Source organism: Puerhibacterium puerhi, from assembly GCF_009846865.1.
GTDB lineage: Bacteria > Actinomycetota > Actinomycetes > Actinomycetales > Cellulomonadaceae > Puerhibacterium > Puerhibacterium puerhi.
The window spans coordinates 84,597-98,951 of sequence record NZ_WUWN01000006.1; the positions used below are offsets into that span (position 1 = coordinate 84,597).

Genomic DNA, 14,355 nt, shown 5'->3' on the forward strand with positions numbered 1-14,355 from the left:
GTGTGACCGCGCTCGCCGCGGACCGGGACCTCCCGGAGCTCGCACCCGGTGCACCGCAGGCCCGCGCGGCCGCCGGAGAGTCCGGCGGGTCGCGCGCGGCCCGACCACGATGCCGACCTCGACGCCGACCCAGGACGCCACCATGACCTCCACGCTCACGAGCCCCGCCGCCGGCACCGCGCGCCCCGCCGCGCCGGGCCGCCGCGGCGCCCACGCCGTCGCGCTGCGGTCCGTGGCGCGCACCTTCGACACCCCCGCCGGGCCGCGCGAGGTGCTGCGCGGCGTCGACGTCGAGCTGCGCGCGGGCGAGATCGTCGCGATCGTCGGCCCGTCCGGGTGCGGCAAGTCGACGCTGCTGCGCCAGGTCAGCGGCCTGGACACCCCGACGTCGGGCAGCATCCTGCTCGACGGCGCGGGCGTCACCGCCGCGGACCCGCGCACCGCCGTCGCGTTCCAGGAGCCGCGCCTGCTGCCGTGGCGCACGCTGGCACAGAACGTGGCGCTCGGCCTGCCGCGCGGCACCGCCAGGCGCGCCGGCCGCGAGCGCGTGGCCGAGCTGCTGCGCCTCGTGGGCCTCGAGCAGGCCGCCGACCTGCGCCCGCGCCAGGTCTCCGGCGGCATGGCCCAGCGCGCCTCGCTCGCCCGGGCGCTGGCGCGCAACCCCGGCGTGCTGCTGCTCGACGAGCCGTTCGGCGCGCTCGACGCGCTGACCCGCCTGCGCATGCAGGACCTGCTGCTCGACGTGCACGCCGCCCAGCCCACGACCGTGCTGCTCGTGACGCACGACGTCGAGGAGGCGCTCTACCTGGCCGACCGCGTGCTGCTGCTCCGCTCGCTCGGCGGCGGCTCCGCGGACGCCGCCGCCCCGAGCGTCGCGCGCGTCGTCGAGGTGCCCGGCGCCCGCCCGCGCGACCGCGCCGACCGCACGCTCGCCGAGCTGCGCGTGGAGCTGCTGGCGGGCCTCGGCGTCGACGCCCACCACGGAACCACCCCCGACCCGTCCCCGCTCGCCCCCACCCAGGAGTCCTGATGCGCATCCGCACCGCCCGCCTCGCCACCGTCACCTCGGCCCTCGCCGCCGCGACCCTGATGGCGACCGCCGGCTGCGTCGCCGGCGAGGGGTCCGCGGCCGCGGCCGGCGGCGACTCCTCGGCCGGCTCGCAGTGGAGCACCGACACGCTGAACATCGACTTCGCCACCTACAACCCGCTGAGCCTGGTCGTGCGCGACCAGGGGCTCATCGAGAAGGAGCTCGGCGACTCGGTCGAGGTGAACTGGCTGCAGTCCGCGGGCTCGAACAAGGCGAACGAGGCGCTGCGCGCCGGCGCCGTCGACGTCGGCTCCACCGCCGGCTCGGCCGCGCTGCTGGCCCGCGCCAACGGCTCGCCCATCAAGACGATCGACGTGTACAGCCAGCCGGAGTGGTCGGCGATCGTCGTCGGCCCGGACTCCGGCATCACGTCCGTCGCGGACCTCGAGGGGAAGTCGGTCGCCGCCACCAAGGGCACCGACCCGTACTTCTTCCTGCTGCAGGCCCTCGAGGCGAACGGCGTCGACCCGGCGGACGTCGAGGTGCAGAACCTCCAGCACGCCGACGGCCGCACGGCCCTCGACAACGGCTCGGTGGACGCCTGGTCGGGCCTCGACCCGATCATGGCCGCCGCCGAGGCCGAGTCCGGCGACAAGCTGCTGTACCGGAACGTCGACTTCAACACCTACGGCTTCCTCAACGCGACGGAGGAGTTCGTCACCGACCACCCGGACGTCGCGCAGGTCGTCGTCGACGCCTACGAGGAGGCCCGCGCCTGGGCGCAGGAGCACCCGGACGAGGTCTCGGCGCTGCTCGCCGACGTCGCGGGCATCGACCCGCAGGTCGCCACCACGGTGATCGAGGAGCGCAGCAACCTCGACGTCGACCCGGTGCCGGGCGACGCGCAGCGCGAGGTGCTCGAGAAGGTCGGCCCGATCCTCGTGGCCAACGGCGACGTGCCGAACCAGCAGCAGGTCGACGACGCGCTCGACTCGCTGTTCGACACCCAGTTCGTCGAGAAGGCGACGGAGTGATGGCGGCGCGGCACATCCCGGGCGACCGGGCGGTCGCGCCGTCCGCGGCCGGCACGACGGCGGCGGGCGGGCGCCCGGCGTTCTGGTCGCGGCGGCCCGTGGTCGTCGTCGGCGGGCTCCTGGTGCCCGTGCTGCTGCTGGCCGTGTGGCAGGGGGTCACGGCGGCGGGACTCGTGCCCGCCTACCAGCTGCCCGGGCCGGTGGCCGTGTGGGACGCCGCCGTCGACCTGGTGCGGCGCGGCGAGCTCGGCCACCACGTGGCGATCTCCACCCAGCGCGTGCTGGTCGGCTTCGCGATCGGCGCGGTCGCCGGCCTGGCCGTGGCGGCCGTCGTCGGCCTCTCGCGGGCGGGCGACGTGCTGCTGAGCCCCATGCTCGCCGCCGTGCGCGCAGTGCCGTCGCTGGCGTGGGTGCCCCTGCTGCTGCTGTGGCTCAAGATGGGCGAGGAGTCCAAGGTCACGCTGATCGCCATCGGCGCGTTCTTCCCCGTCTACACGACGGTGGCCGCCGCGCTGCGGCACGTGGACCCCCACCTGGTCGAGGCCGGCCGGTCGTTCGGCCTGCGCGGCTGGTCGCTGTTCAGGACGGTGCAGCTGCCCGCGGTGCTGCCCTCGCTGGTGTCCGGCCTGCGGCTGGCGCTGGCCCAGGCGTGGCTGTTCCTCGTGGCCGCCGAGCTCATCGCCTCCTCGATGGGCCTGGGCTACCTGCTCACGGACTCCCAGCAGAACGGGCGCGTGGACCGGATCCTGCTGGCCATCGTGCTGCTGGCGCTGCTGGGCACGATCACCAACGCCCTCGTGGGCGTGGTGGAGAAGCGACTGCTGAAGAGGTGGGCATGACGACGACGGACACGACCGCGACCGGCACCGAGGCGGAGGCCCGCCTCGTCGAGAACCGCGTCTACCCGCCGTCGGGCGCCTTCGCCGCCCAGGCGAACGTCGGGCCGGACGTCTACGCCCGCGCCGCGGCCGACCCGGTCGCCTTCTGGGAGGAGGCCGCCCGCCGCCTCGACTGGGCGCAGGAGTGGCACACCGCCCACGAGTGGGCACCGCCCGTGGTCGACCCGGCGACCGGCGAGCTCAGCGTGCCCGAGGCCCGCTGGTTCGTGGGCGGACGGCTCAACGTCGCGGTCAACTGCGTGGACCGGCACGTGGCCGCCGGCCGCGGCGCCAAGGTCGCCCTGCACTTCGAGGGCGAGCCCGGCGACCGCGTCAGCGTCACCTACGCCGACCTGCAGCGCCGCGTCGCCCAGGCCGCCCACGCCCTCACGGCGCTCGGCGTCGGGCCCGGCGACCGCGTGGTCGTCTACCTGCCGGTGCTGGTGGAGACCGTGGTGATCGCGCTGGCGTGCGCCCGCGTCGGCGCCGTCCACAGCCTGGTGTTCGGCGGCTTCTCCGCCGAGGCCGTGCGGTTCCGCCTCGAGGACACCGGGGCCAAGCTGCTGGTCACCACCGACGGCCAGTACCGCCGCGGCAAGGCCGTGGAGGTCAAGTCGGCCGCCGACGCCGCCGCCGCGGGCCTGGAGCACCTCGAGCACGTGCTCGTGCTGCGCCGCACCGGCGACGACACCCCGGACGTGCCGTGGACGCAGGGGCGCGACGTGTGGTGGCACGACGTCGTCGACACCCAGCCCGAGACCCACGAGCCGGAGTTCTTCGACGCCGAGCACCCGCTGTTCGTCATCTACACCTCCGGCACCACCGGCAAGCCCAAGGGCCTGGTGCACACCAGCGGCGGCTACCTGACGCACGCCAGCTGGGCGCACTGGGCGCACTTCGACGCCAAGCCGGACGACGTGCACTGGTGCACCGCCGACCTCGCGTGGGTCACCGCCCACACCTACGAGATCTACGGGCCGCTCTCGAACGGCCTGACCCAGGTCATCTACGAGGGCACCCCGGACACCCCGCACCGCGAGCGGCACCTGGAGATCATCGAGCGCTACGGCGTCACGGTGTACTACACGGCGCCCACCCTGATCCGCACGTTCATGACCTGGTTCGGCGACACGCTGCCCGCGGGCCACGACCTGTCGACGGTGCGGCTGCTGGGCACCGTCGGCGAGGCGATCAACCCCGAGGCGTGGGTGTGGTTCCGGCGGAACTTCGGGCGCGACGAGACCCCCGTCGTGGACACGTGGTGGCAGTCGGAGACCGGCGCCGCGATGATCGTGCCGCTGCCGGGCGTCACGCCGCTCAAGCCCGGCTCCGCCACCGTGGCGCTGCCCGGCGTCGACGTGGCCGTGGTGGACGACGACGGCGTGCCCGTGGGCCCCGGCCGCTCCGGCACGCTCGTGGTGCGCCGCCCGTGGCCGGGCATGGCCCGCACCGTGTGGGGGAACCCGGAGCGCTACCGCGACTCGTACTGGGCCAAGTACGCCGGCAAGGGCGAGCACGGCGCGTACTACGTGGCCGGCGACGGCGCCACGGTGGACGACGACGGCTACGTGTGGGTGCTGGGGCGCCTCGACGACGTCGTCAACGTCTCGGGGCACCGCCTGTCCACCATCGAGATCGAGTCCGCGCTCGTGGCCCACCCGGGCGTCGGGGAGGCCGGCGTCACCGGCGTCACCGACCCGGTGACCGGGCAGGCCGTGGCGGCGTTCGTCGTCCCCGCGCGCGAGCCCGCGCCGTCGGCCGACGAGCTGCGCGCCCAGGTGGCGCGCGAGATCGGACCGGTCGCCAAGCCGCGGCACGTCGTCGTCGTGCCCGAGCTGCCCAAGACCCGCAGCGGCAAGATCCTGCGCCGCCTGCTCGCCCAGCTGTGGGATGGTCAGGAGCTGGGCGACACGACGTCGTTGCAGAACCCGTGGGCGGTGGACCAGGTCCGCCAGGCGGTCGCGGCCGCCCGCACCCCGAAGGAGAACCGATGAGCGACCACCGCTTCGGGTTCCGCACGCGTGCGCTGCACGCCGGCGGCATCCCCGACGCCACCACCGGCGCGCGTGCCGTGCCGATCTACCAGACGACGTCGTTCGTGTTCGACGGCGCCGACGACGCCGCGAACCTGTTCGCGCTGCAGAAGTACGGCAACATCTACAGCCGCATCGGCAACCCCACCGTGGCCGCGCTCGAGGAGCGCATCGCCTCGCTCGAGGGCGGCATCGGCGCGGTGGCGACGGCGTCGGGCATGTCGGCGGAGTTCATCACCTTCGCCGCGCTGGTCGGCGCCGGCGACCACGTGGTCGCCTCGGCCCAGCTCTACGGCGGCACGGTGACCCAGCTCGACGTCACGCTGCGGCGCTTCGGCGTGGACACCACCTTCGTGGCCGGCACGGACGCGGCGGACTTCGCCGCGGCGATCCGGCCAGAGACAAAGGTGCTCTACACCGAGATGATCGGGAACCCCTCGGGCGACATCGCCGACCTGGAGGCGCTCGCCGAGGTGGCGCACTCCGCCGGCATCCCGCTCGTCGTCGACGCCACGCTCGCCACGCCGTACCTGGTGCGGCCGATCGAGCACGGCGCGGACATCGTCATCCACTCGGTGACCAAGTTCCTCGGCGGGCACGGCACCACGCTCGGCGGCATCGTCGTCGAGTCCGGCCGGTTCGACTGGGGCAACGGCAAGTTCCCGCAGATGACCGAGCCGGTGCCGAGCTACGGCGGCATCCGGTGGTGGGCCAACTTCGGCGAGTACGGGTTCCTCACCAAGCTGCGCTCGGAGCAGCTGCGGGACATCGGCCCCGCGCTCTCGCCGCAGTCGGCGTTCCAGCTGCTGCAGGGCGTCGAGACGTTGCCGCAGCGCCTCGACGCGCACCTGGCGAACGCCCGGACGGTGGCGGAGTGGCTCGACGCCGACCCGCGCGTGGCCTACGTGACCTACGCCGGCCTGCCGACGCACCGCCACCACGAGCGGGCGAAGAAGTACCTGCCGCTCGGCCCCGGCTCGGTGTTCGCGTTCGGGGTCAAGCCCTCGTCCGCCGCCGCCGACGACGGCGAGGGGCAGGCTGCCGCGGACGCCGCGCGCGACGCCGGCCGGGCGTTCATCGAGTCGCTGCAGCTCGCCTCGCACCTGGCGAACATCGGCGACGCCCGCACGCTGGTGATCCACCCGGCCTCGACCACGCACCAGCAGCTCACGCCCGCCCAGCTCGAGGCCGCCGGCGTGCCGGCCGACCTCATCCGCATCTCGGTGGGCCTGGAGGACGTCGAGGACATCATCTGGGACCTGGACCAGGCCCTGACCAAGGCGACGGGGGAGACGCGATGAGCACGACCGACGCTCTCGACGGCGCGGCGTGCGCGCTGCCCGGCGCCGCGGCTCCCGCCGGGGCGGGGACGGCGGCGGCACCGGCCGGCGACGGCGCGGCGGTCCGCACGTGGCAGGGCCCCAGCGCGCCGGAGCGCCTGGCGATCCTGCGTGCGACGCGGAGCATCGCCATCGTCGGCGCCAGCGACAACCCGGCGCGGGCCAGCTACTTCGTGGCCACGTACCTGCTGTCGAGCTCGCCGTACGACGTCTACTTCGTCAACCCGCGGGCCGAGTCGATCCTCGGCCGGCCGGTCTACAAGTCGCTCGCGGACCTGCCCGTGGTGCCCGACCTCGTCGACGTGTTCCGCAAGCACGACGACCTGCCGGGCGTGGCGCGCGAGGTCGTCGAGGTCGGGGCGAGGACCCTGTGGCTGCAGCTGGGCTCCTGGAACGAGGAGGCCGCCGCGATCGCCGAGGCCGCCGGCCTGGACGTGGTCATGGACCGCTGCGTGAAGATCGAGCACGCCCGCTTCCACGGCGGGCTGCACCTGGCCGGGTTCGACACCGGCGTCATCAGCAGCCGCCGCGGCCCGGGCTGACGCCCGCCGAGACCGCCGAGACACCGACGCCGAGACCCGGATTCTCGGGCGGATCCCGCACGGGATCCGCCCGAGAATCCGGGTCTCGGCGCGCGGGCGCGCCGCGTCAGCGGCAGAGGCAGAAGGGGTGGTTCGCCGGGTCGGCGAAGACCCGGAAGCCCTCGCCCCCGCCGGGCAGCCGCCGGGCGCCCAGGGCGAGCACCGCCGCCTCCGCGGCGTCGAGGTCGCCGTCCGGCACGCGCAGGTCGAGGTGGCCCTGCTGCGGGCGCGACGGGTCCGGCCAGTCGGGCGCCTGGTAGCCGTCGACGTGCTGGAACATCACCGCCTTGCCGCCGCCGAGCATGGCGCCCTCCTCCCCTTCGTAGGCGATCGGGTCGCCCAGCACGTTCGCCCAGAACCGGGCGGCCGCGCTCGCGTCGTCGACGTCGAACGACATGCCCCACACCGCCGTCGTCGCCACCTCGGCGGACTCGACCAGGTCGAACGTGTGCCCGGCGGGGTCCGCGAGGGTGTTCCACGTGGCGTTCTCGCGCAGCAGCCGGGCGCCGGCCGCCACCGCCTCCTGGGTGGCCGCCGCGACGTCCGGCACGCGCAGGTCGATGTGCAGCTGCTGCGGGTGCTCCTGGCCGGGCCACTGCGGCGGCACCAGGTCGGGCGCGAGCTGGAACGCGAGCTGCCAGCCGTCCGGGGTGCGCAGCTCGTACCAGTCGTCGTCGGTCGCGGTGATCTCCCCGCCCGTGAGCCGCGCCCAGAACGCCGCGTCCCGCTGCATGTCGGGCGTGTCCAGGACGACGGTGTCCAGCCGTGCGATGCCGACGGTGGGCGCGCCCGGCGCCTCGGCGTCGGCGCCCGACCCGCTCGTGCCGGTGCTCGTGGTCTCGCTCATCGAGGTTCCTCCCGCTCGCTGTGCTCGTGCCGCTTCGGCCGGGCGGACGGCGTCCGGCGCCCGTGCCGAGGACAAGCCTCTCGCGCCCTGCCGACACCTGTCGCGCCGAGGCCCGCACGCCCCTGACCTCGCGGCTTCGGTGCCCGTCGAATTGTGAGCGAGCAGCCCCGGGGCCATGGTCGATGGCAGGTCACGAAGCGGCCGACCGGGAGGGCAGCGTCCCGCAGGTCGTGCTGCCCGCCCGGAACCAGCGCCCGCGAAGCCCGCGGGCTGACCCGGAGGGATCACATGAGCGAGACCGATTTCCCGCGCACGGGCGGCACGCCGTCCGGTCCGGGTGGGCAGCCGCCGAGCTACCCGCCGAGCACGCCGACGACGCCCGAGACCGCGCCGTCGTCCGCCTCCTACGGCACCACGGCCGGCGCACCCGGCGGTATGCCGGGCGGCGGCACGCCCGGCTCGGAGAGCGCCGGGTCCGACAGCGGCGTCAAGGAGCGCGTCTCCGGGGCCGCGTCCCAGGCCGGCGAGGCCGGCAAGGAGGTCGCCCAGGAGGCCAAGGAGCGCGCCGGCGAGGTCGCGCAGCAGGCCAAGGAGAAGGCCGGTGACGTCGCGCACGAGGCGACGCAACGCGCGCGCAGCCTGGTGGACCAGGCCCGCACCGAGGTCACCGAGCAGGCGTCCACGCAGCAGCAGCGGCTGGCCGGGACGATCCGCCAGATCGGGTCCGAGCTGGGGCAGATGGGCAGCGCCGTGGACGACCCGGGCTACGCCACCGACCTGGTGCAGCGCGGCTCGGACGTGGCGGGCCGCGTCGCCGACTGGTTCGAGCAGCGCGAGCCGGGCGACGTCGTGCGGGAGGTCCAGGACTTCGCGCGCCGGCGCCCGGGCGTCTTCCTCGCCGTCGCCGCCGGCGCCGGCCTCGTCGTCGGGCGCCTGCTGCGCGGCGCCAAGGACGCCGGCGGCACCTCGTCGTCGGGCGGGTCCGCCACGGGCGGCCAGCACACGGCGCAGTACGCCGGTCAGCACTCGGCCGGCACGGCCGCGGGCGACCCCACCGCGGGCCTGACCCCGACCGCGGGCACCGGCACGCCGACCGGCGCGACCTACGGCACGTCGACGAGCACCACGGCCGGCGCGCCGGGCGGCTCGGGCACGTTCGGCGGTGCCGGCTACGGCACGTCGGGCGGCACCGGCACCACCGGCGGGTCCGGCGCCGGGAGCGTCGGCAACCCCAGCACGGGAGGCGGTGGCTATGTCCCTGGGACCTGAGACGCCGCGCACCGGCCCGGCCCACGCGGCCGTCCCCGACACCGGCCCCGCCCCCGCCGCGGGCGGCCCGATGCCGGGCGCGGGCGTCCCGGGCACGCCGGCCGCCGGCGCGGCGACGCCGCCGGGTGGCGTCGCGGCGGGCCGCCACGGCGACCCCGAGGGGCTGAGCATCGGCGAGCTGTTCGCCGAGGTGAGCCGCGACCTGTCGACCCTGATCCGTCAGGAGATCGAGCTGGCCAAGGCGGAGACCACCGCCTCGGCCAAGCGGGCGGGCAAGGGTGCCGGGCTGCTCGGCGGCGCCGGGTACGCCGGCCACCTGACGGTCCTGTTCCTCTCGATCGCCCTGTGGTGGGGCCTCGGCGCCCTGGTGAACCGCGGCTGGTCCGCGGTGATCGTCGCGGTGATCTGGGGGATCGTCGCCGCGGTCCTCGCCGCGCGGGGCCGCAAGGAGCTCAAGCAGACCCCCGGTCTGGAGGAGACCACCGACTCCCTCAAGAAGATTCCGAACGCACTCCAGGGACACGAGGAGAAGAACCGATGAGCACCGACCCGGAGCAGATCCGCGCCGACATCGAGCGGACGCGCTACGAGCTGAGCCGCGACGTCGACACGCTGGGCGACCGCGTGCGCCCGGGATCGGTGGCGCGCCGGCAGACCGACAAGGTCAAGGGCGGCATGTACCGGCTGCGCGAGCGGGTGATGGGCACCGCCCAGGACACCACCCACTCGGCCGTGGACAGCGTGCGCGGGACGGCGTCGTCGGCGGCCGACAGCGTGCGCGGGACGGCGTCGTCCGCCGCCGACAGCGTGCGCGACACCGCCGGCAGCGTGACCGACGCCGTGCAGAGCGCGCCGCAGACGGTGCGCGCCCAGGCGCAGGGCAACCCGCTGGCGGCGGGGCTCGTGGCGTTCGGCCTCGGCCTCATCGCGGCCTCGCTCGTGCCGGCCAGCCAGAAGGAGGCCGAGGTGGCGCAGCGCGCCAAGGAGGCTGCGGCGCCGCTCGTCGACGAGGTCAAGGAGGCCGCCAGCGGCGTGGCCGAGAACCTGCGCGAGCCCGTGCAGGAGAACGTCCAGGGCCTGCGCGAGTCGGCCATGGAGGCCGTCGACGACGTCAAGCAGCAGGGCACGCAGGCCGCGAGCGACGTGAAGGAGCACGGCCAGCAGGCCGCCGGCGACGTCAAGGACCAGGCCGCCGGGAACTCCTGACCCACCCGACGACGGCGCCCGGACGCCGGCCGGCACCTCGCCGGCCGGCGTCCGGGCGGCTCCGTCAGCGCCGTCGACGCCCTCCCTCCACGCCGCCCGGCGGCCCGTCGCCGTCGACCACCCCGTCACCGATCCCCAGGAGGCATCCCGTGTCCGACACCGCGAGCGCGGGCGAGCGCGCCGGAGCGCCGTCGCCCGACGACCCCCGCAAGCCCGACTCGCCGGACGACCTGTCGAAGCCGTCGTGGAAGTACGCGCTGAAGACGACGGTGCGCGAGTTCTCGCGCGACCAGTGCCTGGACCTCGCCGCCGCCCTGACCTACTACGCGACGATGGCGGCCGCACCCGCGCTGCTGGCGCTCGTGTCCGTGCTGGGCCTGGTGGGCAACGGCGAGCGGATGGTCGAGCAGATGCTGGACACGCTCGGGGGAGTGCTGCCCGAGGACGTCCTGCGGATCGTCGAGCCGCTCGTGAGCAACGCCGCCGGCGGCGGCGGCCGCGCCGGCTTCACCCTGGTCATCGGTGTCGTGCTGGCCCTGTGGTCGGCGTCCGGCTACGTCGGCGCGTTCGGCCGGGCGATGAACCGGGTGTACGAGATCGACGAAGGGCGCCCGGTCTGGAAGCTGCGCCCCGTCCTGCTGCTGGTGACGCTCGTGGCCATCGTCATCGCGGCGGTCGTGGTCGTCGCGATGGTGCTGTCCGGGTCGCTGGCCCGGGCGGTCGGCGACGCCGTCGGGCTGGGCGACACCGCCGTGACGGTGTGGAACATCGCCAAGTGGCCGGTCATCCTCGTCCTCGTGGTGATCCTCGTGGCCCTGCTGTACCACGCCACCCCGAACGTGCGGCAGCCGAAGTTCCGCTGGGTCAGCCTCGGCGCCGTCGTCGCGATCGTGGTGTGGATCCTCGCCTCGGCCGGGTTCGGGTTCTACGTCGCGAGGTTCGGCAACTACGACGCCACGTACGGCACGCTCGGCGGGATCATCGTGTTCCTGCTGTGGCTGTGGATCACCAACCTCGCGCTGCTGTTCGGGGCCGAGCTCGACGCCGAGATCGAGCGCGGCCGCGAGCTGCAGGGCGGCATCCCCGCCGAGGAGACCGTGCAGCTGCCGCCGCGGGACACCCGCGCGAGCGACAAGCGCGAGGCCAAGCGCGAGGCCGACATCGAGCGGGGCCGCGAGCTGCGGATGGCCGCCCAGCGGGCCGGCCGCGGCCCGGACGAGGACGCCGTCCTCCGCGACGGCGCCCACGACGGCGCCCAGGACGGCGGCCAGGACGGCGCCCACGACGGCCGGCACCGCGCGGACTGACGCTCGCGCGCACCCTGCGCCGTCGGGCGCCCCGTCCGCCGGGCGGGGCGCCCGACGGCCGTCCGGCCCCTGCGGTCAGCCGGCGCTCGACGCCGAGGCCTCCGGGTCGCCGGCGCCGTCGCTGCCGTCGCCGGGCGTCAGCACGCCCTCCCGGTAGGCGGCGAGGATCGCGTCCTCCCGGCTCGTGACGCCCAGCTTGCGGTACAGCGACTTGACCTGCGTCTTGACGGTGTTGGGCGAGACCACCAGCTCCTCGGCGATCTTCGTGAAGCTGCGCCCGTCGAGCAGGGCGTGCAGGATCACCGACTCCCGCGCGGTGAGGACGATGCGCGAGACGCGCGCCGGCATGGCGTCGGGGACGTCGTCGAGCTCGGCGAGCTGCTCCGCGGCGAGGACGAGCCCGTGCGCCTGCGCGTGCGCCCGCAGGTCGTGCAGGTCCGGCCGGGGCACCAGCACCAGGTGGATGCGCAGCTCCTGGTCGGCCATGAGGGCGGCCATCCGCTCGAGCGCCGCCGTCACGGCGTCCGCGTCGCCGAGGCGTTGCGCGCCGGCCGCCACGAGCAGGTGGCCGGCCGCCGCCGCGCGCGGCGAGGCGGCACGGGTGACGCCGCCGCGCGCCAGCGTCGCGACCACCGTCTCCGGCTCCCCGCCGACCAGCGCGATGGTCGCGCGGACGATCGCGACCAGCGGCTGCCGGGTCGGCAGGCCGCGCAGCGCCTGCTCCGCCGCGCCCGCCCGGCCCTGGGCGAGCTCCAGCAGCGCCGTCACCGACTGCAGCACGATCGTGTCGATCGGCGACGAGCGCCGGTGACGGCGGTCCTCGGCGCGGTACCGCTCGAGCTCCTGCAGACCGAGCTCCGCGCGTCCCCCGAGGCCGTGCACCATCGCCTGCAGCGCCACGAACAGCGGGCGGTACTCCAGGGCGGGCAGGTGCGGGCCCAGCGTGTCGATGTGCTGCTGCGCGCCGCCGCAGTCGAACCGCTCGAGCGCCGCCAGCACGGCCGCCGCGTGGTACGGCGCGCCGGAGTAGCCGTCGCGCAGCTCGTCCGGCCAGGGCCCGCCCGCCACCTCGGCGACGAGCCGCCGCGCTGACGGCAGCTCGCCGAGCAGCGCGGTGATCGACCCCAGCACCGCGAGCGTCGACATCTCCGTCAGCAGCGGCAGGCGCGGGCGGTCGGCGAGGTTGACCATCAGCGCCTGGCGCGCCTCGGTGAGGTGGCCGGCGCGTGCCAGGGTGATCGCGTCCTGCACGCGCAGCTGGCCGGCCTGGTCGCCGAGCGGCTCCAGCTCCTCGGCGGTGGCGGTCGCCAGCACGGACAGCGCGCGCCGGGCGGCCCCGACGCCCTGGTCGGTGAGCCCCGACAGGCGCAGCGCCACCGCCTCGACCGTGGCGATCGTCGCGCGCTCGGCCCCGGCCGTCCGCGGCCCGACGAGGCGGGCGGCGGCGACCGCCGTCGCGAGGTACTCGAGCGCCCGCAGCCGGCGGTCGGGGTTGGCGTTGGCCGCGATCGCGCGCGCCATGGCGAGGGTGGGGTACCGGGCCACCTGGTGCCTCGGCACCTGGGCGACGGCGCGGTACATCTCGGTGCTGGTGATGAGCCGGTACCAGCTGCCGATCAGCACGTCGGAGGCGAGGCGCAGGTCGCCGCCGCGCACGGCGTGCCGCAGGGCGGTGAGCGGCTCGCCGTGGTGCAGGCTCCAGCGGGCGACCAGCACGTGCAGGCGTGCGAGGTCGCGGCCCAGGCGCACGGACGCCTCGCGCTGCAGCACGTCGCGCACCAGGGGGTGGTAGCGGTACACGGGGCCGCCCGGACCCTCGCTGCGCATGACCAGGCCGAGCGCCTCGAGGTCGTCGAGCCGGTCCTCCGCGTCGGTGCTCCCACCCGCGAGCAGGCCGGCCAGCTCGAGGTCGAACGCCTCGGGCAGGCTGGTGCGCAGCACCAGGTGCCGGACGGCGGGCTCGGCCCGCGCGAGCAGGGACAGCACGACGTCGCGCGCCAACGACCCGGGCGAGGCCGGGTCGGCGGCCGTGCCCGCCTCTACCCCCTGCAGCAGCACGGCGCGCACGAGCAGGGGGTTGCCCCCGCACGCGCGGTGCACCTCCTCGGCCCACGACTCGTCGACGCCGTGCGCCGCGAGCAGCGCGCGCGTCTCGTCGAGCGTGAAGGCGAGCAGGGTGCGGTCCACGGTGAGCGCCACCTGCGCGGCCTCGAGCGGGGAGGCGGTGCGGGTCGTCACCACGACCGACACGGCGGGGCACGCCGCGACGACCGCCAGGACGTCGTCGTGCAGCGCCGCGTCGTCGACCGTGTGGTAGTCGTCGATCACCACGAGCACCGGGTCGGTGAGCTGGGCGAAGGCGCGCACGAGCAGGCCCCGCACGTCGGCGACGCCGCCCAGCAGCTCGCCGGCGCGGGCGAGCAGGGAGTCGGGGGCCACGAGACCCGCGTCGACGAGCCGGGCCGCGACGGCCTGCCACGCGGACTCGCGCGTGCCCGACTCGCCGTCGAGGCCCACCCACACGCCGGCGACGTCGAGCGTGCGGCACCACTGCGCCACCAGCAGGCTCTTGCCGCTGCCGGCCGGCGCGCGCACGACGGTCAGCGGCGTCGTCGGGTCGAGGCGCGCGAGCAGGCGGGGCCGTTCGATCCCGTTGCGCGGGACCCGCGGTGCCCCCTGCACGCCGCGGCGGGACGTGGCCCCGCTCATCCGGCGGCCGGGCGTGCGTCGGGGCGTGTCTCGGGGCGCGCGGCCGGGACCACGATGAGCGGTGCGGGTCGGAGCATCAGGGTCTTCGGATCGGCTCTTCGGTCGGGGCGGCGTGCCCGCA

The 14,355-nt window shown here is 75.6% G+C and carries 12 protein-coding genes; 10 read left to right on the forward strand and 2 right to left on the reverse strand.

The window, feature by feature from the left end; genetic code table 11:
* Positions 1-142: 142 nt before the first annotated feature.
* The 6 genes from GSF02_RS05545 to GSF02_RS05570 are packed head-to-tail and all read left to right on the forward strand — an operon-like array spanning position 143 to position 6,857.
* Positions 143-1,030: an ABC transporter ATP-binding protein gene (locus GSF02_RS05545; RefSeq protein ID WP_159793586.1), complete on the forward strand. Its 888-nt coding sequence runs from the start codon at positions 143-145 to the stop codon at positions 1,028-1,030.
* Positions 1,030-2,064, forward strand: coding sequence for an aliphatic sulfonate ABC transporter substrate-binding protein (locus tag GSF02_RS05550; protein ID WP_408003860.1), 1,035 nt, complete (start codon positions 1,030-1,032; stop codon positions 2,062-2,064). The genes GSF02_RS05545 and GSF02_RS05550 overlap by 1 nt, the downstream gene beginning before the upstream one ends.
* Positions 2,064-2,903, forward strand: a complete 840-nt coding sequence (locus GSF02_RS05555) for an ABC transporter permease (RefSeq protein WP_159793588.1) — start codon at positions 2,064-2,066, stop codon at positions 2,901-2,903. Before GSF02_RS05550 ends, GSF02_RS05555 begins: the two co-directional genes overlap by 1 nt.
* A complete protein-coding gene (gene acs, locus GSF02_RS05560; RefSeq protein WP_159793590.1) occupies positions 2,900-4,936 on the forward strand; it encodes an acetate--CoA ligase in 2,037 nt (678 codons plus the stop codon). The genes GSF02_RS05555 and acs overlap by 4 nt, the downstream gene beginning before the upstream one ends.
* Positions 4,933-6,276: an O-acetylhomoserine aminocarboxypropyltransferase/cysteine synthase family protein gene (locus GSF02_RS05565; protein WP_159793592.1), complete on the forward strand. Its 1,344-nt coding sequence runs from the start codon at positions 4,933-4,935 to the stop codon at positions 6,274-6,276. The genes acs and GSF02_RS05565 overlap by 4 nt, the downstream gene beginning before the upstream one ends.
* A complete protein-coding gene (locus GSF02_RS05570; RefSeq protein WP_159793594.1) occupies positions 6,273-6,857 on the forward strand; it encodes a CoA-binding protein in 585 nt (194 codons plus the stop codon). The genes GSF02_RS05565 and GSF02_RS05570 overlap by 4 nt, the downstream gene beginning before the upstream one ends.
* 106 nt (positions 6,858-6,963) lie before the next feature.
* Here GSF02_RS05570 and GSF02_RS05575 read toward each other — a convergent pair whose 3' ends face one another.
* On the reverse strand, positions 6,964-7,743 hold the full coding sequence (locus GSF02_RS05575; protein WP_159793596.1) for a VOC family protein: 780 nt from the start codon (positions 7,741-7,743) through the stop codon (positions 6,964-6,966).
* A gap of 288 nt (positions 7,744-8,031) precedes the next feature.
* Here GSF02_RS05575 and GSF02_RS05580 point away from each other — a divergent pair, with 288 nt between their 5' ends.
* The 4 genes from GSF02_RS05580 to GSF02_RS05595 all read left to right on the forward strand — a co-directional run bounded on the left by GSF02_RS05580 (position 8,032) and on the right by GSF02_RS05595 (position 11,525).
* Complete coding sequence (locus GSF02_RS05580) at positions 8,032-9,012, forward strand: hypothetical protein (protein ID WP_159793598.1); 981 nt, start codon at positions 8,032-8,034, stop codon at positions 9,010-9,012.
* A gap of 70 nt (positions 9,013-9,082) precedes the next feature.
* Entirely contained in the window at positions 9,083-9,553 is a 471-nt protein-coding gene (locus tag GSF02_RS05585; protein WP_159793694.1) for a phage holin family protein, read from the forward strand.
* Entirely contained in the window at positions 9,550-10,218 is a 669-nt protein-coding gene (locus tag GSF02_RS05590) for a DUF3618 domain-containing protein (RefSeq protein WP_159793600.1), read from the forward strand. The genes GSF02_RS05585 and GSF02_RS05590 overlap by 4 nt, the downstream gene beginning before the upstream one ends.
* Positions 10,219-10,367: 149 nt before the next feature.
* On the forward strand, positions 10,368-11,525 hold the full coding sequence (locus GSF02_RS05595) for a YihY/virulence factor BrkB family protein (RefSeq protein WP_201308813.1): 1,158 nt from the start codon (positions 10,368-10,370) through the stop codon (positions 11,523-11,525).
* Positions 11,526-11,600: 75 nt separating this feature from the next.
* On the opposite strand, the gene GSF02_RS05600 is transcribed toward GSF02_RS05595, so the two are convergent.
* Complete coding sequence (locus GSF02_RS05600) at positions 11,601-14,234, reverse strand: LuxR C-terminal-related transcriptional regulator (RefSeq protein ID WP_159793602.1); 2,634 nt, start codon at positions 14,232-14,234, stop codon at positions 11,601-11,603.
* Positions 14,235-14,355 lie beyond the last annotated feature (121 nt).

Coding starts and splice junctions, on each gene's coding strand:
- GSF02_RS05545 (WP_159793586.1), top strand. CDS start 143: ATGACCTCCACGCTCACGAGCCCCGCCGCCGGCACCGCGCGCCCCGCC.
- GSF02_RS05550 (WP_408003860.1), top strand. CDS start 1,030: ATGCGCATCCGCACCGCCCGCCTCGCCACCGTCACCTCGGCCCTCGCC.
- GSF02_RS05555 (WP_159793588.1), top strand. CDS start 2,064: ATGGCGGCGCGGCACATCCCGGGCGACCGGGCGGTCGCGCCGTCCGCG.
- acs (WP_159793590.1), top strand. CDS start 2,900: ATGACGACGACGGACACGACCGCGACCGGCACCGAGGCGGAGGCCCGC.
- GSF02_RS05565 (WP_159793592.1), top strand. CDS start 4,933: ATGAGCGACCACCGCTTCGGGTTCCGCACGCGTGCGCTGCACGCCGGC.
- GSF02_RS05570 (WP_159793594.1), top strand. CDS start 6,273: ATGAGCACGACCGACGCTCTCGACGGCGCGGCGTGCGCGCTGCCCGGC.
- GSF02_RS05575 (WP_159793596.1), bottom strand. CDS start 7,743: ATGAGCGAGACCACGAGCACCGGCACGAGCGGGTCGGGCGCCGACGCC.
- GSF02_RS05580 (WP_159793598.1), top strand. CDS start 8,032: ATGAGCGAGACCGATTTCCCGCGCACGGGCGGCACGCCGTCCGGTCCG.
- GSF02_RS05585 (WP_159793694.1), top strand. CDS start 9,083: ATGCCGGGCGCGGGCGTCCCGGGCACGCCGGCCGCCGGCGCGGCGACG.
- GSF02_RS05590 (WP_159793600.1), top strand. CDS start 9,550: ATGAGCACCGACCCGGAGCAGATCCGCGCCGACATCGAGCGGACGCGC.
- GSF02_RS05600 (WP_159793602.1), bottom strand. CDS start 14,234: ATGAGCGGGGCCACGTCCCGCCGCGGCGTGCAGGGGGCACCGCGGGTC.